At 54.4% G+C, this 21,509-nt stretch carries 24 protein-coding genes; 2 read left to right on the top strand and 22 right to left on the bottom strand.

Going from position 1 to position 21,509, the window contains the following annotated elements:
* The first annotated feature begins 115 nt into the window (after positions 1-115).
* A complete protein-coding gene (locus GJT30_11770) occupies positions 116-1,288 on the top strand; it encodes a tetratricopeptide repeat protein (GenBank protein ID MSM40287.1) in 1,173 nt (390 codons plus the stop codon).
* A gap of 27 nt (positions 1,289-1,315) precedes the next feature.
* Positions 1,316-2,107, top strand: a complete 792-nt coding sequence (locus tag GJT30_11765) for a hypothetical protein (GenBank protein ID MSM40286.1) — start codon at positions 1,316-1,318, stop codon at positions 2,105-2,107.
* A gap of 105 nt (positions 2,108-2,212) precedes the next feature.
* On the opposite strand, the gene GJT30_11760 is transcribed toward GJT30_11765, so the two are convergent.
* The 22 genes from GJT30_11760 to fliN form a co-directional block, all read right to left on the bottom strand.
* A complete protein-coding gene (locus GJT30_11760; GenBank protein ID MSM40285.1) occupies positions 2,213-2,998 on the bottom strand; it encodes an OmpA family protein in 786 nt (261 codons plus the stop codon).
* Between the two features lie 9 nt (positions 2,999-3,007).
* Positions 3,008-3,769, bottom strand: coding sequence for a flagellar motor protein (locus GJT30_11755; protein MSM40284.1), 762 nt, complete (start codon positions 3,767-3,769; stop codon positions 3,008-3,010).
* A gap of 35 nt (positions 3,770-3,804) precedes the next feature.
* Entirely contained in the window at positions 3,805-4,071 is a 267-nt protein-coding gene (locus tag GJT30_11750) for a flagellar protein FlbD (GenBank protein ID MSM40283.1), read from the bottom strand.
* Between the two features lie 165 nt (positions 4,072-4,236).
* Positions 4,237-5,529, bottom strand: coding sequence for a hypothetical protein (locus GJT30_11745; protein ID MSM40282.1), 1,293 nt, complete (start codon positions 5,527-5,529; stop codon positions 4,237-4,239).
* Between the two features lie 9 nt (positions 5,530-5,538).
* Entirely contained in the window at positions 5,539-7,191 is a 1,653-nt protein-coding gene (flgK, locus tag GJT30_11740; GenBank protein MSM40281.1) for a flagellar hook-associated protein FlgK, read from the bottom strand.
* On the bottom strand, positions 7,192-7,689 hold the full coding sequence (locus GJT30_11735; protein ID MSM40280.1) for a hypothetical protein: 498 nt from the start codon (positions 7,687-7,689) through the stop codon (positions 7,192-7,194).
* A gap of 25 nt (positions 7,690-7,714) precedes the next feature.
* Positions 7,715-8,056 (bottom strand): rod-binding protein, encoded by a 342-nt coding sequence (locus GJT30_11730; GenBank protein ID MSM40279.1) that lies wholly within the window; start codon positions 8,054-8,056, stop codon positions 7,715-7,717.
* A gap of 40 nt (positions 8,057-8,096) precedes the next feature.
* Complete coding sequence (flgI, locus tag GJT30_11725; GenBank protein ID MSM40278.1) at positions 8,097-9,197, bottom strand: flagellar basal body P-ring protein FlgI; 1,101 nt, start codon at positions 9,195-9,197, stop codon at positions 8,097-8,099.
* 93 nt (positions 9,198-9,290) lie between these two features.
* Positions 9,291-9,965 (bottom strand): flagellar biosynthesis protein FlgH, encoded by a 675-nt coding sequence (locus tag GJT30_11720; protein ID MSM40277.1) that lies wholly within the window; start codon positions 9,963-9,965, stop codon positions 9,291-9,293.
* 12 nt (positions 9,966-9,977) lie between these two features.
* Positions 9,978-10,697, bottom strand: coding sequence for a flagellar basal body P-ring formation protein FlgA (flgA, locus tag GJT30_11715; GenBank protein ID MSM40276.1), 720 nt, complete (start codon positions 10,695-10,697; stop codon positions 9,978-9,980).
* A gap of 51 nt (positions 10,698-10,748) precedes the next feature.
* Positions 10,749-11,537, bottom strand: a complete 789-nt coding sequence (gene flgG, locus GJT30_11710; GenBank protein ID MSM40275.1) for a flagellar basal-body rod protein FlgG — start codon at positions 11,535-11,537, stop codon at positions 10,749-10,751.
* A gap of 83 nt (positions 11,538-11,620) precedes the next feature.
* The gene (gene flgF / locus GJT30_11705; GenBank protein MSM40274.1) at positions 11,621-12,373 is read right to left on the bottom strand and encodes a flagellar basal-body rod protein FlgF; all 753 of its coding nucleotides are present in this window, start codon (positions 12,371-12,373) and stop codon (positions 11,621-11,623) included.
* Positions 12,374-12,394: 21 nt separating this feature from the next.
* Positions 12,395-13,147 (bottom strand): FliA/WhiG family RNA polymerase sigma factor, encoded by a 753-nt coding sequence (locus tag GJT30_11700; GenBank protein MSM40273.1) that lies wholly within the window; start codon positions 13,145-13,147, stop codon positions 12,395-12,397.
* The gene (locus GJT30_11695) at positions 13,144-14,079 is read right to left on the bottom strand and encodes an AAA family ATPase (GenBank protein MSM40272.1); all 936 of its coding nucleotides are present in this window, start codon (positions 14,077-14,079) and stop codon (positions 13,144-13,146) included. The genes GJT30_11700 and GJT30_11695 overlap by 4 nt, the downstream gene beginning before the upstream one ends.
* Positions 14,080-15,411, bottom strand: a complete 1,332-nt coding sequence (flhF, locus tag GJT30_11690) for a flagellar biosynthesis protein FlhF (GenBank protein MSM40271.1) — start codon at positions 15,409-15,411, stop codon at positions 14,080-14,082. It lies immediately after the preceding gene.
* Entirely contained in the window at positions 15,401-17,485 is a 2,085-nt protein-coding gene (gene flhA / locus GJT30_11685; protein MSM40270.1) for a flagellar biosynthesis protein FlhA, read from the bottom strand. The genes flhF and flhA overlap by 11 nt, the downstream gene beginning before the upstream one ends.
* Before the next feature lie 348 nt (positions 17,486-17,833).
* Positions 17,834-18,898, bottom strand: a complete 1,065-nt coding sequence (gene flhB, locus GJT30_11680) for a flagellar biosynthesis protein FlhB (protein ID MSM40269.1) — start codon at positions 18,896-18,898, stop codon at positions 17,834-17,836.
* 9 nt (positions 18,899-18,907) lie between these two features.
* Positions 18,908-19,693 (bottom strand): flagellar biosynthetic protein FliR, encoded by a 786-nt coding sequence (gene fliR / locus GJT30_11675; GenBank protein MSM40268.1) that lies wholly within the window; start codon positions 19,691-19,693, stop codon positions 18,908-18,910.
* Positions 19,694-19,696: 3 nt separating this feature from the next.
* Positions 19,697-19,966 (bottom strand): flagellar biosynthesis protein FliQ, encoded by a 270-nt coding sequence (gene fliQ, locus GJT30_11670; protein ID MSM40267.1) that lies wholly within the window; start codon positions 19,964-19,966, stop codon positions 19,697-19,699.
* A gap of 12 nt (positions 19,967-19,978) precedes the next feature.
* Positions 19,979-20,731 carry a flagellar type III secretion system pore protein FliP gene (gene fliP / locus GJT30_11665; protein ID MSM40266.1) on the bottom strand — a complete coding sequence of 251 codons (753 nt, stop codon included), beginning with the start codon at positions 20,729-20,731 and terminating at the stop codon, positions 19,979-19,981.
* A complete protein-coding gene (locus tag GJT30_11660; protein MSM40265.1) occupies positions 20,728-21,210 on the bottom strand; it encodes a flagellar biosynthesis protein FliO in 483 nt (160 codons plus the stop codon). Before GJT30_11660 ends, fliP begins: the two co-directional genes overlap by 4 nt.
* 8 nt (positions 21,211-21,218) lie before the next feature.
* Positions 21,219-21,500, bottom strand: a complete 282-nt coding sequence (fliN, locus tag GJT30_11655; protein MSM40264.1) for a flagellar motor switch protein FliN — start codon at positions 21,498-21,500, stop codon at positions 21,219-21,221.
* Positions 21,501-21,509 lie beyond the last annotated feature (9 nt).

Here is a 21,509-nt window from a genome sequence, read left to right as displayed (position 1 = left end):
CCCTCGCTCCTTAGCATACATCTTGCTTCCAGAGACAATGCACCTGAGCATTTTGCAATAATCACTCCTGACAAACACCCTTTTGTGAGGTTTCGAAAGTCACCGGGAGGTTATCATGGCTGTTGAAGCCGCCGAAAAAATGTTTTCCGCTTTACTTGCACAGCAGACGGTACGAGAAAGCGTGGCCAATTCCTCTCTCTCCAGTGGCGTTAGCCTCTTGCAGAAAAAGAAGTATAAAGAGGCTGTTTCCTCATTTCAGCAGTCGATCGCCATGAAACCGGACCAGGTAGATGCATATAACCTGATGGCTTCAGCATACCTGCAACTGGATGACAAGAAGAAAGCCACTGAAGCCTACAAGATGTCGTTACGCGTCGATCGTACCCAGGTCGACCCTCGAATCAATCTGGCAAATATCTATATCGACGACAAAAATTACCGTGAAGCCGAATCCCAGCTGAAAGCAGCCATACTCAATGATCCTGCCAACACCCTTGCACACTACACCCTGGGAAACATGTACATACAGACGGACCGACTCCGAGAGGCTGAAACGGAACTCAAGACAGTAACCAGGCTTTCACCGAGAGATGCAAACGGCTACTACAGCCTGGGAGTTACCTACAACAAACTTGGTGATTACGGAAATGCCGTAACACAACTGACCAAGGCGACCTCCATGAAACAGGATTTTGCCCTTGCCATCTACCAACTCGGTTTGGCCTATAGCGGCCTCGACAAGAAGGATCTGGCTCAGGACCAGCTTACCACCCTGAAGGGCATCAAGACATCTCAGGCCGTCGACCTTGCTGATCAGCTTTCTCTGTCACTTGCCACACCCAAGATTTTTTCGTTTAATCAGGCAAATAGCTCGTTTATTCCGACGTTCGGCCCGGCAACGCCGCTTTACATGCTTGACATGTCGTTTTTGAACGCACCAAATGCCAGCAAAGACTTAACCATGCAATTCCAGTTCGACAGCACCATGGATGTCGCCTCGGTGACCAATATCGCCAACTGGTCCATACGCCGTGCTGCAAATGCAACCACAGGGTCTTATGTGGCATCGAATAACGATGCCATCATCGCCCCGTTGCCGAAGTCGGTGATGTACGATTCGACTACCAAGCAGGCAACCCTGACCTTCACCATAAGCCAGAACTCTTCGGGCACGGGAACCATCGATCCGTCCCATCTGGTTTTCAAATTCAGCGGTAAAGATATCAATGGCAAACTGATCGACTCTTCTGCCGACGAATTTGCCGGTATCATTAACGAACCGTTCTAATCACACAACAGCGACCAGATAGTGCAAATGACCCAGAAACCTTCCGTCGACCTCAAAGCGCATCTGCGCCCTGACACGCAAGTTAGGGTTGCAATACATCTTCCCGACAATTCCATCATCGATCTCTATGCCATGATCGTTCGTATTGAGGACGACCTCCTGCACATGGAGACATTCCGCAGCAGCAAAACACAGCTTGCCATAGTCCCTCACGGTGCCCGAGTAGTCGTCATGAGCAGCGAAACATGGGCATTCTGCAGAGGAGAAGGAATCTTCGAGGCTGCCATTGACCTCAACTTTGCAGTCAGGATCCGTGGGGAACTGGAAATTCAGCAGCGGCGGGAATTTTTCAGAATGGACGTCTATATCCCCGTTGTCTATGCTGTTCCTGCGGATCAGCAGATGACTACGGTCGAAGGGATGTGGAAAGCTCGACGCATGATGACCGAAAGTGGCCCTCCCCCAAGGACGATCCCCTGGCAGGGAAGTTTCAAGATCCTCAACTGGAATGATCACCCGAACATCGATCCCTGTAGGGTCAATCTAAGCGGCGGGGGGATTCGCATAAAAATACCCGAGCAGTTGACTCCCGGGACTCTGGTAGACCTGGATATCTTCCTGCCGGCAACTACCCTACGCGTCATCAGCGCAGTCGGTTCTGTCATACGCTCCACGGAGGTTCTGCTCAACTTGGAGCCCAACCCCTCCTACGTCACTGCCATGGAATTCATCCATCTCTCCACCAAGGATCGTGAGATCATCATTTCTTACCTCTTCAACGAGCAACGCAACAGCCTGCGAATCCAGAACGAAATCTAACAGCAACGACTTTGCAGTGCGCGGGCAAGACCGACGCTGCAGGATACCCGCGGACACGTTGAGACATCAAGCATTGCGTCACGGCAAATCCGGAACGAAGATCATCTACGGCTCACCCAGTTCACTTGCTCCCGACAACATAACGATATCTACGCGGCGGTTCTTTGCCCGTCCTTCATCAGTGCTATTCTCGGCAACCGGTCGGTATTCACCATAACCGGCAGCCGACATCCTGTCTGGATCGTATTCGTAGGTCTCAATCAGGTAATGAACGATATTGGTGGCACGTGCCGTGGACAATTCCCAATTGGAATGGAACTGACCAGAATGAATCGGGATGTTGTCCGTATGGCCCTCAACACGGAATGGATTTGAATACTGGCTGAGAGATTCTGCTATCATTGCCAGGAGTTCACCAGAACCCTTTTTCACTGTTGCGCTGCCGGAATCAAAAAATCCGGCCTCTTTGAGGCTCACCACCAGACCACGACGGTTGATGCTGAGGCTAACCTTGTCCTGGGCACCGCTTTTCAGCAGATAGGCTTCAATGGATGCCTTGATTGCCAGGAAATCCTTTTCCTCCGCATGGGAGCGCTGACGTGACTTGGCAACCTGTTTCCGAACAGGGACAGGGGCAACCTGTGGTCTGAGATTCGGGATGATGCTGATATTGCCTGCATCGATTACCGCGGGCTTGCCTCCCATGGAAGTAGTGCTGTATCCGAACGATTCGCGCAATGACTGCATGACCTCTTCGACCTTTTTCTTATCGGTCTGGGACATGGCGTAAAGTGTCGTAAACACCGCAAAGAGCAGCGTAATGAAGTCGGCATAGGAAACCAGCCAACGTTCGTGGTTTGCCTCTTTTTCGTGCTTTTTCTTGCGTGCCATTACTCCCCGCTATTTCTTCTCCGGGCCGTGATCCGGGATGAATGCCCGCAGTTTCTGTTCGATAAAGTGCGGATTCTCGCCATTCTGTATGGAAATGAGGCCTTCGATGATCATCTGACGACGCAGCAGTTCGTCCTTGATCCGGTGCTTGAGCTTGGTGCCGAAGGGGATACAGACAAGGTTTGCTGTCATAAGACCGTAAATCGTGGCAACGAAAGCTACGGCGATCCCTGCACCGAGCTTAGAGGTGTCGGACAGGTTGCTCATGACGTGGATTAACCCGAGAACCGCGCCGATGATCCCGATGGTCGGAGCATACCCACCTGCTGATTCAAAAAACTCCGCGCTGACCTTTTCATGTTCTTCGTATGATTCGATCTCGATCTCCAGAGCTTCCCGAAGTTTCTGGGGGTCGATTCCGTCAACAACAAGGGATATCCCCTTCTTCGTAAAGGGGTCCTTGATGGTCTGCGCCTCCTGTTCCAGAGAGATAAGGCCGTTTCGACGAGCCTTGGCAGCATAACCGATCATATCCTTGATGATGTTCTCATGCTTCTCCTTGGGCATGAAAAAGGCTTTTGGCGCATCCTTGAAGGCCTTGATGACTGCAGGCAACGGAAAGCTGACGAATGCCGCGCCAAACGTGCCACCCAGAACGATCAAGGCAGCAGTCGGCTGGAGGAGAGCCTTCATGTGCAGTCCTTCGAGCGCGGCTCCACCGACGATGGCTCCGAACCCAAGCACCAGACCAATTATCGTTGCTAAATCCATATACCCTCGGTAACTTGCGGAAAATGGGTTGCTGGTTACTGCCTTTCAAGCTTGCAATAGGGGCGAAATTTTTCGGCATTGCGCCGCTGAAGATATTTCTTGTATAACGATGGTGCGGCACGGTGAAGGATTCTTGCCTGGTGAAGCACGATCCTCTCGATGATGACCCTGGCAGGTTCAAGAACCAGATAACGGTTGCCATTGGAGAGGGTAATGTGCGTATCAGGGGACTCCTCCACCACCTCGATCATCGCTGGATTGAGGTACATCTCACTTCCATCAAGTCTTGTCAGCCTGATCATTGTCCCCTCTCACTCCATATCTATTGATTAACTTCGGCTAAACCACGGCAATTCTTAAGCCTTCGTCAGATTTAACCCTCGTGAAACGTATATTTCACGCTCGACACAAAATGATTCCATGTGGCAGGCAACCCGACAGGCTCATTTTTCGCATTGACATGATTTCTATTTGAGGTAATCGAGCAATGAAAGTTGACTGATTTTGGCCGTCGCCGACAGAGCAGCTTCGAAAGCGGTTTGCTGTTGTGTAAGTTCAATGGCTGCTTTTGCATAATCCACGTTTTGACGTTCCGAGATGATCGACTTCGCCGTATTCTGGTCGCGAGTAACCATTTTCTTGGTACTCAGAAGCCGTGTCATCCTGCCGGCCACATCGCTCCGTGCATTGGATACCTGCTGTGAACCTTTGTCCAGGTTTGCGGCATTCAGCTGTATGGCAGGGACATTATTGCTCTCAATGGCTGCGATAAGCCCGTCCAGTGCAGCAAACAGGTCCACCGAACCGTAGGTTCCTGTGCCACTGAAAAGCTCGCTACCTGAAACATTTATCTCCACCTTTGACGAACGCGAGACCTCTACCTGGATCTTGTCGTCAGTGCCGCGGAAATTACCGCCGAAAAGAAGACTTGCGCCTGTTTTGGTGATTGTTGCCGGAGCATCAAGAGTGATGGTCCCCGAGGCCGGAATGGCCGCAATCTTCGTCCCGACAGGGATACCCTCTCCGCTAACCGGCATCCCCACCGATAGAGTGCTGGTATCAAGACCGGTAATGCTGTTTGTCCCGTTGAGATCGCCCTTAAGGGCACTTCCCGCAAACGGAGCCGCATTAAAGGGAGGGCCGAAGGTGAGCCGAACCCCGCTACCCGATGCTGTTGCGCTGTTGTTCAATGTGATGGCATTCCCCGGCCCGATGCTGTTGATCACCGTATTCGCCGGAATCCCGTCTCCGCTTACCGCCATACCGACAGAAAGGTTCGTCACATCGATATTGGCAATTCCGGTGGTTCCGTTGGTATCACCTGCCACTGACAGGGTACTGTTTTTGTAGCCACCGAATATATACTGGTCGCCAAGTTGGATATTGGCCATATCCAGCAGTTGCTTCCGCATCTCCTTCAACTGCGAGACACTGTTGGTACGTACCGCCGTATCAGTAGTGCCGCTGGAGATGGTGGAAGCTACCCCCTTGATGTTGTTGAGCACATCACTGACACCCTGCAGTGCCGTCTCGGTGAAATCGAGCCACAGATTTGATTTTGTTATGTTACTCAGGTATTGATCCCCTTCTTTGACCTTATTCTGCAAGTCCAGGATCTGCCGTGAGGTAATGGGATCATCACTGGGGCGGAGGATGTTCAGACCCGCACTGATCTGTTCATTGAGCCGATCGAGTCGGGCACGTCCCTCCTGGATGTTGTACAAAGCATTTTCTGATGTCATCATCGGTGTAACGCGCATGAGATTCTCCTATCTAACCATGTCGAGAACGGTATCCAGCATCTCTGTGGCTGTGTTCAAGACCTTGGAACACCCCTGAAAGGCTCTCTGGTATTTGATGAGATTAGTCAATTCCTCGTCCAGCGAAACACCGGAGTTGGACTCGCGCAGATTGTCCAACTGCTTGAGAAACGCCTCCCCCTGTGAGACCTCATTATTGACGCTCTGCAGATCTACACCTACGGTACTGGTGAACGCATTATAGAAACCGCCCAGTGATGTGGACCCACTGGAAAAGGTAAGGGATGTTTCCCATATCTGTGCAATGGACAAGGCGTTTTCATTGTTGCCCGCCCCTCCACTGGAGCTGGCGGGATCGGTGGACGACGCAGCAAGATCGTTCAGATCGGTGATAGCGACCGAAAGGGTGGCACTGTTAACACCGGAGAAGATGTAATTGGCATTGGTGTTTGCCGAGGTAGTTGCTGCCGAAAGGGTGATTGAATGTGCGGCAGCCGGGGGTGATGAGTACGGAGTTGCGGTTATGATCGTACCCGCAGGTATTCCCGGACCAGAAACAGCCATCCCGACGGACAGGCCAGTTGTATCGATATTGCTGATAACGTTACTGCTGCCGGTAGTCGTACCTGCCAACGTGGTAGACGACACGGTGAAGAGATCGTTGCCGGTAGACCCGTTCAGACCATAACCTGTCTCGTGCAGCGTATTGACCTCCCTGGCCACGGCATTGGCCAGTTCGTTCAGCTTGTCCAGATATCCGGGGATGACGGAGTCCCTCACCTCCAGAATCCCACCGATCTTCCCCAGCGAATTGTTCGCCCCACCCACTGTGGCGGTGATGTCCGTCCCTGTTGTCGAATCTGACGACGGTGGTGGATTGCCCAGCGGCGTGATCATGATTGCAGAGGTAGCGGAAGACGACGGGTAAACCGTGCGATAGAGATAGCCGGTAACCAGCTCTTCTCCCCCGGGCAGCGAGACGGAGACAGTCCCATCCTGTGCCTCGAAGTAACTGACCCCGACATCTTCTGACAACTGCCTGATGAGCAGATCCCGTTGGTCGCGCAATTCATTGGCATTGGCACCCGACTGTTCAGCCTGGGAGATCTGGCTGTTGAGGGTGGCAATATTTTTGGCTTTATCGCTGATATCGGCTGTTATGCCGGTTAGCATGTCATTGACGGTTTTTTGCGTATCGGTAAGCCCGGAGCTGACCTGCTGGAAGTTGTCCACCATGATCTGGGCACGGGTCAACACTGCCTGCCGTTCGGGAATCCCCTGGGGGTTCACGGAGAGATCCTGCCAGGCATTGAAAAACTGTTGCATGGAATCATTCAAACCATCGGACGTCAGCTCATTGAACAGAGGTTCGAGCTGCTGAAGTGCTGTCTGCCGGGAAAGGCTCTGGTTATACGTACTGGTGTTGTTCACCAGCTGGAGTTGCAGCAGGCCGTCATAGGAACGTTGCACCGCCGCAAGTTTCACACCCGATCCCAAGGGAAAGCCATTTGCCAACGTCGTGGGTCCTGTCTCCAGAATGGTATGCTGACGCGAATACCCGTCCGTATTGACATTGGCAATATTTTCACTGGTCACTTCGATGGCCAGCCGGTTTACATTTATCCCGGTAGCCCCTATGTTCATGATATTTTCAATCCCCATTTAGATCTCCTTGCAGACCAGCCTGACATCATTCGTACTGCTTACCATGCCCCCTGCCTGGCCATAGGTGGACCGACGCGTAAAAAGGGCATTAAGGAATTCCACAGACTCCTGAACATGCTGCAAAGAACCTTCAAGGAGACTCCGGTTGAACGCAATGACCCGCTGCAGCGCATCTCCAAGCTCAAGAATCCGCGACTGCAACCCGCGGAACCTCTCCCTCAGTGGAGATGCGATCTTGGGCATGAGTGGAGAAAGGCTCTCGGCCTGCGGGACCTGCAACTCCTCAGCTGATTTCCTGAGTAGAAGCCGACAGGCGGCATTGGTCCGTTCCATTGAGAAAAGGAGTTCACGTTTTCGCTGATCCAGTTGCTCCAGATTCGCGATATCAACATCGATGATGCTCCGCTGCTCAGCTTCCAGGATCGTCAATAATTCTTCCATGGCTGCCCGCTTTGCGGTCAGAGCCTCTATGAATTCCGGTAGACAACTGGCCATAACTTCGTTCCTCCTCCGTTTCGGGTCATCGCGAACCCGACGTATCTTTGTGTATCTTCACAGTCCTGCGGCTGGCATCCTCAAGGATCTGTTTCTCGATGGTGTTGGCAAGACCCAGGGAACCCTGCTGAGCAACGGTAAGGGCATACTCTTGATCGAGTAGCGACCGGTAGACCTCTTCCCCTCGCCCACCTCCGGTGAGAGTGTCTTTCCCCACGGTTTCACGCATGGATTTGAGCATAAAACCGGTGAACACCGCCTCGAACTCCCTGGCAACCTTGCGGGCAGACGCGCGTGTCTTTTCGTCCAGCTCCGCTCCCGGCTTGAGCACTTCTTTCTTTTTGAAATTCTGCTCTATGCCAGCCATCAGATCAGGCGATACAACCTTGCAATCCACGGTCTCCCCCTTAGATGATGACCAGTTCGGCCTGTAGCGCACCCGCAGCCCTGATCGCCTGCATGATGCCGATCAGGTCGCGAGGGGTGACACCCAGGGCATTCAATGCCCTGATAACCTCTCCGATACTTGCACCTTCGCGCACCAAGGCCAATCCTCCTGCCTCTTCGGAAACCTTCAGCTGCGTCCGCGGCACCACTACGGTTTCGCCTGTTTTGCTCAAAGGGGACGGCTGAGAAACCTGCGGCGTCTCACGGATAAGCAGAGTGAGATTCCCATGGGATACCGCCACCGAAGAAAGCCGTACGTTCTCTCCCATGACAATGGTCCCGGTCCGTTCGTTGAGGACCACCTTGGCAACGCCATCAGGGCGAACATCAAGACGCTCCATGGCAGCGATGAATTCAACCGTACGTCCCTCATAGGCAGGGGGTATGGTGAGAACAACCGAACCGGCATCGGCACTCGTGGCAACTTGGGCATTGAATTTCTCGTTGATGGCTGCGGTGATCCGCGCTGCAGTCGTAAAATCCGGCTGCTGCAGATTGAGTTTGAGCTGGGCACGTTCCTTCAGCACATTGGGCAGTTCGCGCTCAACCAGGGCACCCTCCGGAACTCTGCCGGACGTGGGATGGTTCTTCTGTGCGGCAGCAGCCTGGCCTCCATACGAGAAGGAATTGGTACTCACAGCACCCTGGGCAACCGCATATACCTGTCCATCAGCCCCTTTCAGCGGGGTCATCAGCAGAGTCCCACCGGCAATGCTCTTGGCATCGCCCATGGAAGAAACCAGGACATCTATCTTCATCCCTTGCTTGGAATAGGGGGGCAATGTTGCAGTGACCATCACAGCCGCAACGTTTTTCACCGTCACATCAGCACGGTTGATGGTTACCCCCATCCGCTCCAGGGCGTTGACCAGAGATTGCACCTGAAACTTCACCTGGTTGCCGTCGCCGGTACCATTCAGGCCAACCACGAGACCATAGCCGATCAACTGGTTGTCCCTGACCCCGTCGAAGGATGCTATCTCCTTGATCCTTATGGCGTGGGCAAAATCAGGACTGAACAGGACAATGGCTGCAATGATTGCGTAAAGTATCTGTTTCATGGTCTTTCACTCAAAATTGAGCGCTCACTCTCTTCTCTCACGAGCATGCGGAGCTGAATTCCGCAGCGCGGCAACGATGACCATCGGGCAGACTCAGAATGGCCAGACCTTATCGATTATGTTCATCAACCAGCCAGGGCTCTGCCGATCGCTGATAATTCCCTTGCCGCTGTAGGTAATCCGTGCATCCGCAACAAAACCGGAGTTCACCACATTGTCGGCACTGATATCCTTGGGCCGCACCGTCCCCTCAATCAGAATCACCTGGTCCTCATTGTTGACCTTGACGTTTCGCCGCCCCTCGATCAGGAAGTTTCCGTTGGGAAGCACCTCAACCACCTTTGCCGTTATGGTGGCATTAAGATTTTCTTTCCGGGTGGTCGATCCTGAGCCATCGAATTTGGAACTGGCACTGGCATTGATCAGCTTGGAGAGATCCATCCAGTTCCTGACCCCGGTCATATTGGTCTCAAGACCGAGGAGATTCGGCACACCAGCGGCCACGCTGCTATCCCGACCGGTTGCAGTGCTTGCCTCTTTGCTGGCGCTTGCCTGCTCCGTAATGAGGATAGTGAGGGTATCCCCTTTCCTCCTCGCCTTGAAGTCCTCTGCCAGCCCCGCAGACGATGCCTGCCAGATCGAACCGTTACTGTAATTCGGTTTGGGAACTGCGAGTTGCTCATCAAAGGCAGGGGTTCTGACATCTGCCTTCTGGAAGCTGCAGGCAGACAGAAGCAGGAAAAGCAACAACACTGATTTGTTCATCATGGATTCCATAGGCTAGAACTCTACCCTGACCATTCCGGCATCGACAATTCTGGCGGGTATCTCTTTTTTGGAGGACATGTTTTGCACGATCACCAAGTCGCCGGCCCCACCTGTCCCTTTACAGCGACCTGTTGCAGTTATTCGCAATGAATCGTTCTCCAGTAGTATGGTGACTAGTTGGCCATTCTTGACAATGGGGATCTTTTCCAGCTGGTCGCCACGCAACGGCACATTCCCGCGGATGGTATTCTTCAATCGCATCCCGACGACCTCAGCGATGTTGTTGCAGATCTTTCCCCCAGCAGTTGCCAGATCGCGCTTCTGCAGCGCCACATCTGATGCAGCGATCACCTGGCCCCGCTCCAGTTGCCGGGTGGTAACAACCATCTCCGTCAAAGCCTCGACCTCGACTTTTATCGGCAGGTTTCGCTTCACCTGCCCATTCACCCGCACGATTAGTGCGAGATTAGCGCTCCCCCATCCTTCCCACTGCTGGGGAGCAACCACCTCATAGTCTACCTGTCCGGCCGGAAGGGAGAGGTCTCCCCCATAGCCAATCCTTTTGACGTTGACCTCGAGGCCAAGCGACGCAGTCCGGTTCTTGATGTAGTCCGTCAGCACCTGACGCACCGCATCAGCCTTGACCACCTGTCCGGAGGGGACAGCACATGCCTCGCTGCAGAAGAACGCCAGGAAGAGCATGCAGATTGCGATTCGAGTCAGACTTTTCATGGTATTCCCACGTAATCCTACGCTACGGGACAACCGTTTCACGATGAACGGTTATCTGCGCAGGTTGTTTGCCTGCTGGAGCATCTCGTCGGCTGCCTGCACCGCCTTGGAGTTGACCTCATAGGCCCGCTGGCCGATGATCATGTTGACCATCTCTTCCATGACGCTGACGTTGCTCATCTCCAGGAACCCCTGGGCAAGGGTGCCGACGCCATTCTGCCCGGCAGTGCCGGTTGTTGCCTCGCCCGAGGCATCGGTATTCAGGTAGAGGTTCTTGCCGATACTGGAAAGCCCGGTCGGGTTGGAAAAGGTGGCCAGCTGGATGGTCCCCACGGTGGTCGGCGTGTTCTGTCCGGATTGGAGGACCGACACCGTCCCGTCATTGCCTATCGTGACCTGGGTAGCATTGTTGGGAATAACGATCTCCGGCAGCATCGGATAGCCATCGGACGTTACCACGCGCCCTTCGCTGTCCTTCTTGAAGGTTCCCGAACGGGTATAGGCGGTCGTGCCGTCGGGCATCTGTATCTGGTAGAAACCTTCCCCCTCGATGGCGATATCGAGCTCGTTGCCAGTCTGGTTGATATTGCCGGCAGTGAAGATCTTGGTCACTGACGCAGGCTTTGCCCCCAGGCCGATCTGGATGCCTGATGGTATCTGCGTGGAGCTGGTCGACGGAGCGCCGGTGGTCTTCAGATTCTGGTACATCAGATCCTGAAAATCGGCTCGGCTCTTTTTGAATCCGGAAGTATTGACGTTGGCCAGGTTATTGGAAACCACGTCAATGTTGAGCTGCTGTGCCTGCATCCCTGAAGCAGCCGTCCACAATGCACGAATCATGAAAATCCTCCTGTTGAAGCGTTGCTTTCCCTGGATGGGCTGACGATGCAATCCTGTCGCCTCATCGGCAAAGCAACGGTACCTTAAACCTTGCCGAGATCATTGACCGCCTTGCCGGTCATGTCGTCAAAACTCTTTACCGCCCGTTGGCAGGCATCGAAGTAACGGGATGCCTCGATCATCTGCACCATTTCACCAATGGTATTCACATTCGATCCCTCAATGGCACCCTGACTGACGCTTGCAGTGGTAACCGGTTGCGGAACCACCTGGGGATCTGCGGGGACAAACAGTGCGCTGCCGATCTTCTGCAGGGCGTACGGCTTCGGGAAATCGACAACCTGCAGCATCCCGACAGTAGTCGGCGTGGATTCCCCCGGTAGATAGGCAGAGACCGTACCATCACTGCCAACCGTTATTTGAGTGGCATTTTCCGGGATCACGACCTCCGGGCTGAGGGGATACCCGTCGGAGGTCAGGAGCCGGCCGGCTGCATCCAGATGGAAATTGCCCTGCCGCGTATATGCCGTCCCCTGCGGTGAGGTTACGGAGAAGAATCCGTCCCCTTCGATGGCCAGATCGAGCGGATTACCGGTCTGTTGCATCGGCCCCACCGAGTAGTCCGTATAAAAGCGGTCGCCGCTGTAGACCGGACCGGCGTCAACACCTGCGGGAGACTGTGTGCCGCCATTCGCCCCGTTCAGTACGCTTTCAAAGGTCAAGCGGTCCTTCTTGAACCCGGGGGTATTGGCGTTGGCCAGGTTGTTGGAGACCACATCCAGCCTTTTCATGGCATTAATGTTGCCGGTCAGCGCCGCATACAGGCCACTATTCATAAAATTTCTCCTCCTGCAGGACTAACGGTAGCTCTTCATTTTTGCCCGCAGCCGCATGATCGCCTGACTGTGCAGCTGGCATATCCGCGACTCGGTGAGACTCAGGACAGCGCCGATCTCTTTCAGATTGAGTTCCTCATAATAGTAGAGGGTGACCACAATCCGCTCTTTCTCCGGCAGCCCTTCAATGGCCTCTGCCAGACCGTCGACCGTCTGCCGGGCCATCAGCTGGTTCTGCGGGTTTACCACCCGCTCATCCTCAAGGACATCCAGCAGGCCGAAGGGACTTCCCTCCTCATCTTCCCAGGAATCGTCAAGGCTCACCACTGAAAGGAAATGCACCTCCTCCAACAGGCGGAAGTAGTCTTCCAGATCCATCTGCATGGCCTTGGCAACTTCCTCGCTGGTCGGGTTGCGTCCCAGTTGCTGCTCCAATTTGGCAAACTCGCGTTCCAGGCGTTTGAACTTCTCGCGCAGAGATCTGGTCAGCCAGTCCTGGGAGCGGAGTTCGTCCATGATGGTGCCACGGATACGCTGCTCGACAAAGGTCTTGAACTGCACCCCCCGCATCGGGTCGAACCGCTCTGCCGCAGTGATGAGACCAATGACTGCCGCACTCATCAGGTCCTCGCGGTCAAGATGCGGAGGGAGCTGTGAGGCAATCTTCCCCACCAGGAACTTCACCAGCGGCAGATGGGAGACGATCAGATCGTCACGGTTTACATTGGCAGCCCGCTGTGCTTCCTCTTCATATGCTTTGAGAAGGCAGTTCATAGGCTCTCCCTGCCATAGATCGGTGCGAAATTGCGCCGGAAGAGGAACTGGATGTTCCCCTTGACCCGGGCCGAACCGACATGGTCATTCATCAAACGGGCAAGACCGGAAAAACATCGGGCAGACTTTGACTCTGGAAAAAGATCGAGCACGGCGCGTTGGCGCTTTACCGACTCCACCAGCCTTTCATCCCAGAGGACACAACCAAGATAATCGAGCGAGATGTCAAGGAAGCGGCTGGTAACATGAGAAAGCCGGGCAAACACCTCCAGGGCATCCCGACTGTCACGAACCATATTCACCAGGACCTTGAAGCGGCGCTCGTCGTATCTGGTCGCCAGGAGCTTGATCAAGGCGTAGACATCGGTGATGGAGGTCGGTTCGGGAGAGACGACCACCACGATCTCCTGCGCCGCGGTGTTGAAGTAGGTAACATTCTCAGAGATGCCGGCTTCGGTATCGATGATGACGACGTCGAACTCCTCTTCCAATTGGTCCAGTTCATCCAGAAGACGTATCCGTTCATGGATGCCGAGGCTGGTATACTCCTGTACCCCTGATCCGGCAGGAACCAGCTTGATTCCCGCCGGCCCTGTAACGATGATGTCCTTCAGACGCTTTTCCCCGGAGAGGACGTTATTGAGGGTATAGTGCGGCGACAACCCCAGCAGCACATCGATATTCCCTACCCCCAGGTCCGCATCGATCAGCAGCACCCGCCGTCCCAGCTGTGAAAGAGCAATGGCCAGGTTGGCAACGACGTTACTCTTGCCGACCCCTCCCTTTCCACTGGTCACGGAAATGACACGCACACCGCGTCCTGCGGCATCCGCCTTCTGTGCCTGGTGCTGGATCCTTTTCCTGCCGCTCAGTGACCTGGCCAATTGCCGCAATGAATCGGCCTGGTCCGGTCGGCTGCTCATGATGTTCATTTAGGGGTTCTCCCTCATGACAAGATTTGCCAGTTTACGTGGAGTGGCCACCACAATATCCTCGGGGACCATCTGTCCGTTGGTGAAGTAGGAGAGCTGCAATTTGCTGCGTAGATGGACATTGACGATACATCCCAGACTTTCGCTCTCGTCCAGCTTGGTAAACAGAAGCTTGGAGATGGGCAGGACGCTGAAGCGGGAGATGATATCGGAAAGTTCCTTGTCCTTGGTGGTTGCCGAAACGCAGAGATGCGTCTCAATACTGAGGCCGGAATCAAGCAGCGACTTGAGTTCTTCAAGACGATCCTGATCCTTCGGACTTCTACCGGCCGTATCGATAATGATCAGATCCTTTTCCCCATGGGCTTCAACTGCTTTTGTCAGCTCATTGGGCGTTCCGGCGCTCTCCAGAGGCAAGCCCATGATCTTGGAATAGGTTTTCAGCTGCTCGAAGGCCCCCACCCGGAAGTTGTCGGTCGTAATCAGTGCCACGCTTGCCCCCTTGTTCATGGCATACATGGCGGCGAGCTTTGCTGTCGTCGTTGTCTTGCCGACGCCGGTCGGGCCGACCAATGCGATGATCCTCGGCCCGGTCTTCTTCATCCGTAGCGGCCCCGCACACTTGATGACGCTGGCGAAGGCCTCAATCAAAGAATAACGCAGTTCTTCACGATCATCGGTAGTCTCGGCCATCGGACGGACATGCTCCAACAGCGACCTGACCGCCTCATCCTCGATCCCGGCAGCACCGAGTTCCCCGGCAAGACCGGACAGGATCGCCTCTGCCCCCTCCACGTCTACGGCAAGAACCTTGACTTCTTCGTTTCCGGTCTTTTGCGTGGGGAACACCACCGGGACCGCTTCAGACTTGTCCTTCACCTTGATGGCCGAAAGCAGGTACTTTTTCAGATCTTCCAGTTCCTCTTTGCCGATAACCCGTTGACCGCCGAATTCTGAGGTGCGGGACATCCCGTCCATGGCCGCAACGCCTTGCTGAAACGGGGCAGGTGCCGGCGTTTCGCGTACGGACAGCTTCTCCACCTTGTCCCGCAGATCGCGCAACTCACGGGCTATGGGCCCGAGCATCGACTTCTGGAATTCCTCTTTGGTGGTAAGCTCTCGCTCCTCCTTTTCCCGGTAGGGATTGGGACGTGGCGTCGGTTTCGGGTCGATGGCGGCCGTAACCTCGAAAAACGGCTTGGAAAAGAGACCCAGAATCCCTTTGCGCCTCTCCTTCCGCGAGGAAAGAATCATTGCATCGGCACCCATCTCAGCCTTCACCATGCGCAACGCCTCGGACATGTCGCCAGCTTTGAACGTTTTAACTAGCATTGATGCTCACCACTCCTAGAGATTGAATTTTAATGTGCGGTGGAATCTCATTATGGGACAGGACTGCAAGATTCGGCACGAAACGTTCCGTCAGGTACTTGACGTGCCGCCGGATGTTGGGAGATGCGATCAATACCGGCGTGGTACCGCTCTGTTCGAATTTTTCCTGCAGCAACCTGATGCTGTTGATGATCTTTTGTGCCGTTGCAGGTTCGATGGCCAGGTAACTCCCTTGGTCGGTATGCTGCACCGACTCGGCCACCAGTTCCTCCACATCCCTGTCAAGGGTAATGAGGAAGAGCAGGTCGTCGTCACGCTTGTACTGTTCCACGATGTAGCGGCCAAGCCCCTGGCGTGCAAATTCGGTGAGGATATCCGGGTCCTTGGTCACGCTGGCATAATCTGCCAGGGTTTCCAGGATAGTTCTCAAGTCTCTGATGGAGACGTTCTCTTTCAGGAGGTTCTTGACCACTCGCAGGACCGTTCCCAGGTTGAGCAGATTCGGGACCAGTTCCTCGACAACCTTCGGAAAGCTTGCAGCAAGATTATCCAGCAGTTGCTGCATCTCCTGGCGACCGACCAGTTCATGGGAATGTTTCTTGATGACCTCACTGATGTGGGTAGCTATGACCGTGGTGTTGTCCACCACGGTATACCCCTGCTGCTGGGCACGCTCGCGATCGCCGCCCTTGATCCATACGGAAGGAAGCCCGAATACCGGTTCGGTGGTGCGGGTGCCGTCAAGCTGGCCGATGCTGGTGCCCACATCCATGGCCAGGAATTGCCCGGCGAGTTCGCCGCCACCCACCTTGGCACCCCGGATAAGAACAGAGTATTCATGTGGCTTGAGCTGCAAGTTGTCATGAATGTGGATAGGCGGAACAATAAATCCCATCTTTTGGGCGAACTGTTTGCGGATCGAGCGAATCCGCTCCAGAAGCTCTCCTTCCTGGGACGCGTCAACCAGCGGCACCAGCCCGTAGCCGACTTCCAGTTCCAGGGTATCCAGCGGCCTGATGGTCCCGGTCTGCTCGATCGGTTCCTCAGCTGCCCGCATATCCGTGATGTCCTCTTCGGCAATCACATCAGGCTTGACCCCGCCAATCTTGGCAGCCATGAAAGCGGCGCCCGAGAGAAGGAAGAAGGCAAAGTGCGGAAGCCCCGGGATCAACCCCAGGAAGAACATCATGCCGGATGTAATGTAAAATGCCTTGGGGAAAAGGAGCAGTTGCCCGGTAATTTCGTGCCCGAAGTTTTTCTCATCCGCCGAACGTGTCACGATCATGGCAGCGGCAGTAGAAATGATCAGCGCCGGGATCTGGGCCACCAGCCCTTCACCGACTGTCAACAGGGTGTAGTTGGACAGCGCGTCCACGAGTGGCATTCCCTGCTGCCAGACGCCGATGATGAAGCCACCGAAGATGTTGATCAACATGATTAGTACGCCAGCTACGGCGTCACCGCGGACGAACTTGCTGGCACCGTCCATGGAGCCGTAAAAGTCTGCTTCGCGGCCCAGCTTGAGCCGGCGAACCTTGGCCTCGGTATCGTTGATGAGACCGCTGGAAAGATCGGCATCGATAGCCATCTGTTTTCCGGGCATGGCGTCGAGGGTAAAGCGGGCGGCAACCTCGGCGATCCTGCCGGCACCCTTGGTGATGACTACGAAATTGATGACAACAAGGATCAGGAAGAGGACCGCACCGACCACGTAGTTCCCGCCGACAACGAATTGGCCGAAGGACTTGATGACCGCCCCTGCCGCCTCGGCTCCTTCACTTCCGTGCAGCAGAATCAGCCGGGTGGAGGCAATGTTCAGCGCCAGCCGGTACAGAGTGGTTATCAACAACAGCGAAGGGAAGACCGAAAACTCAAGCGGTTGCTGGATGTAGAGCGATACCAGCAGAATCGCAAGCGCAATGGTGATGTTGGTGGCGAGAAACACGTCAAGGATCAGCGGCGGAAGTGGAATGATCATCAACGCCAGAACGCCGACAAAAGCCAACGCCAGATAGACATCAGAGTTGCTCTTGGTCGTTGTAAGCTGGACAGCTGGTGCCGATGTCTGTGCCATTCCAGAAATTCCGTTTCTAGGTGCAAGAGATATTAATGCAGAAAGGTGATGTGCAACCGTTATGCCAGCAATTTAGTGGCAAATTTTGTTTGGGGTCAGGGCGCTCAAGGGCAACAGGGATCACCCTTTAGGCATCATGGGAGGTAGTATGTCAGCTGGAGGATACGTCTGGAGTTAAGGATCCGACGTCATTTTGAATGCCGGCGGGTCAATGTTTTGACAAGCGTCAGATAATCGGGAGCCCTGGGGACCAGGACAAGAAAATGCTAGACACGATGGCTCTGGCAAAAACGAACTCGCGGAGAAGCATGGCTCTGGAATGGCCCCCAGGAAACCGCATCACACGTCTCATATCTTGCCCTTGATGCTGTAAACATATGCCAGAACCTCGGCTACAGCGGCATACAAAGATTCGGGGATCTCTTCGCCTTCCTTTACCTGCGCGTAGAGCTCTCTGGCGAGGAAACGGTTCTCCACCAGCATGATCCTGTGCTCCTGGGCAATCTCCCTGATCCTGAGCGCAAGATAGTCAACCCCTTTGGCCAGAACTACCGGCGCCCCCATCGAGATCCGGTCATACTTGAGCGCCACGGCATAGTGGGTCGGGTTGGTTATAACCACGTCCGCAGTCGGGATGATCTTCCGCAATCTGCGTCGATGCTGGGCAAGACGCATCGACCTGATCTTTCCCTTGATCTGCGGATCGCCCTCGGCGTCCTTGGATTCATCCTTGACCTCCTGCTTGGTCATTTTCAGATTCTCCATGAATCGCCACTTGACGAACATCAGATCGAGCACCCCCAGGATGAGCATCACCCCAGAGGTGTGTAGCACAACCTTGAAAGAGATATGGCTGACATATTCGATAATGCCGGACACATCCTTTTCCGTCAGGTAGATGAACGTCCCGACCTCATCGCGGAGCACCTTGTAGCCGATGTAGCCGACGATGACAATTTTGACCAGTGACTTTGCCCCTTCAAAAAGGGCTTCTTTCTGAAAGAGCTTGGACATGCCACTGATAGGATTCAGCTTGTTCAGGTCGAATTTCAGCCGCTCGGTAGAGAGGACAACACCACCCTGGGTGAAGTTGGCCACGATACCGACGATAATCATGACTAGCAGGAAAGGAAGAAGGACAATGGAAATGATCGCCGAAGTTTTGAGAAAGAGCGAATAAACATTAGCCTCGCTGATCTGGAATTTGCCGATACCCCCCAGGTAATCGCTGAAGGTTCGCTTGAGCACCGCCACCATGTAGCCGCCGGTAATGTACAGGGTTATGAAGGCAGTCAGGAGGGTAACTGTGGAGGCGAGATCCCGACTGCGCGGGATATTTCCCTTGGACCGCGCTTCGGAAACCTTTTTACCGGTAGGTTCTTCTGTTTTGGAATGTTTATCCTGTTCGGCCATGGAGGGAACCTACCCGAGAAGGCGGAACAACACCTTGATCTGCTGTGCCACGACTCCGAAGGAGTTTTCCAGGGTATGAAGAAAGGAGAGCAGCGTCATGCCGAGAATCAAAAAACCGAGGCCGATATTGAGCGGCATGCTGACGAGAAAAACGTTCATCTGGGGGAAGATCCGCGCCATAATGCCGAGCACGACGGTCGTCACCAGCAGGGCAACCATGACCGGTGCCGCAAGCTTGACCCCCAGGACGAAAATGTTGGTGATAACGGCAGATATAAATTTCAGCAGTTCTTCGCTCATGTGCCACCCACCGACCGGGATCGTCTGGTAGCTCTCGACGATCGCGCGGATGAAGACATGATGTACCCCGAGGGCCATGAAGAGCAGGGTTGCCAGGAGTGCCTGAAAAACGGAAAGAATGGGCGTCTGGGTCCCTTGCGTTGGATCAAAGAGGCTGACGATGGAAAAACCCATCTGCGTCCCCACCAGTTGGCCGCAGAATTCCACGGCAGAGAAGATGGCCTGGGCGACGAGGCCCAGGGTAATGCCAATCAGCGTCTCACGGATGATGAGCAGCACCAGGAACACGGAATCGGTGGGGAGCTCAGGCAGCTTGACCCTGATGACCGGGTAGAGCACCAGGGTCATGACAAAGGTCAGGCCCGCCTTTACCTTCACCGGCACCATCTTGCCGCCGAAGATGGGCGTTGCGGCAAAGATGCCGGCGATTCTCCCCATCACCAGGGTGAAAAAGCTGAATTCGGTGACCGTGGAAAAAGGGAGCGAAGGAAACATCGCTCAACGTCTCATGGTAGCTATGAGCGCATAGATTTCACGGGTGAAGTCGGAGAGATAGCTCATCATCCAGGGGAAGAAGATGATCATGGCAACCATGACTGCAACGATCTTCGGGACAAAGGTGATGGTTACTTCGTTGATCGAGGTCACTGCCTGAAAGACGCTGATGATGAGACCCACCACCAGGCTGAAAATCAACAACGGTGCAGAAAGAAGCAGGGTCGTTTCAAAGGCGCGACGGGCCAGTTGGACTACGAGCTCGGGGGTCATCTGCGGGGTCTCCTATCCGAAACTTTCAATGAGCGAGCCAATGACCAGCCCCCACCCGTCCACGAGGACAAAGAGCAGTATTTTGAAGGGAAGTGAGATCATGACCGGCGGAAGCATCATCATCCCCATGGACATGAGGACAGAAGCGACCACCATATCCACGACCAGAAAGGGGATATAGACCAGGAACCCGATCTGGAATGCCGTTCGCAGTTCACTGATGATGAACGCCGGAATCAGGGTGAGGGTAGGGATGTCATCAGCATTTTTCGGCCGCGGCATCTTGGAGATATTTATGAAAAGGGCTAAGTCCTTTTCTCGAGCCTGGGAAAGCATGAATTTTCTCATCGGCGCCACTGCCCGTTTGAACGCCTCTTCCTGCGTGATGGTCTGGGCCTTGTAGGGCACCAGGGCATCGTTGTTGACCTGTTGCCAGACCGGACTCATGATGAAAAACGTCAGAAAGAGCGCCAGGCTGACCACGATCTGGTTCGAGGGGGACTGCTGGGTGCCGAGGGCGTTGCGCAGGAAGGAGAGTACCACCACGATACGTGTGAATGATGTGGTCATGATGAGCAGGCCCGGTGCCAGGGAGATGATGGTCATCAGGAAGAGGATCTGCAGGGTTACCGAGATGTCGCCGGGTTTTGTGACCTTGCCGACGCCAACGCTGATGGTCGGCAGTGCGATCGGCTCGGGCGCGGCCCAAACCGCTCCAGCAACCAGCAACAGCAGGATTGTTAGTGCCAGAGAACGCTTCTTCATGACAGCCCACCCGCATGCGCCCGGACATCGCCGGCACCGGCGCCGTTTTTACTTTTCGGCAACCGCGCCACCAGGTCAATGATCTTGTTCTGCAGCGCATCGGGAACCAGCTTGCCAATCCCCTGGCCATCGATGATTTCTATCTCTTCCAGCATATCGATCTGCTTGATGAATTGAAGACCCTCCCCGGAACTGGCAAGGAGCAGGTACTCGCCTCCCACTTCAACCAGGAACAGCGCCTTCTTGGGGGCAAGAAAGCGGGTCTCGATCATGCGGATGTAGCGGGGCGATCCTCCCGCCATAGCACCGCTTTTCAGCACACGATTACTGACATAATAAAAGAGGAGTATCAGACCCACCACCACTGCCAAGGCAGCTATCATCTGCAGGATACTGCCCAGCAGGCTAAAACTTGGCGCCGGTGGCTGTCCCGCAGACAATGCATTGCCCGAAAGCGCAACAATAACGCCAACGGGCATGAACCATCTCATAGCACCTTCTCCACCCGTTCGTTGGGACTGACAATATCAACCAAGCGGATACCGAACTTTTCGTTGATCACTACAGCTTCACCGCGGGCAACCAGTTTGGAATTGACAAACACGTCCAGCGGCTCACCGGCCAACTTGGTCAGTTCGACTACCGAACCCTGGTTCAACTCCAGGACGTCCTTGACCAACAGCTTGGTTCTGCCCAGCTCCACTGTCAGTTGCAGCGGAATATCCAGAATGAAATCAAGACTCTTCTTTTCCGGGATGGGTTCTTTTATTTCAACGTT

It is taken from the genome of Geobacter sp. (genome assembly GCA_009684525.1).
In the GTDB taxonomy this organism is placed as follows: domain Bacteria; phylum Desulfobacterota; class Desulfuromonadia; order Geobacterales; family DSM-12255; genus Geoanaerobacter.
The sequence above is the reverse complement of the archived record's forward strand: the minus strand, read 5'-3'. Positions and strand labels throughout refer to the sequence as shown.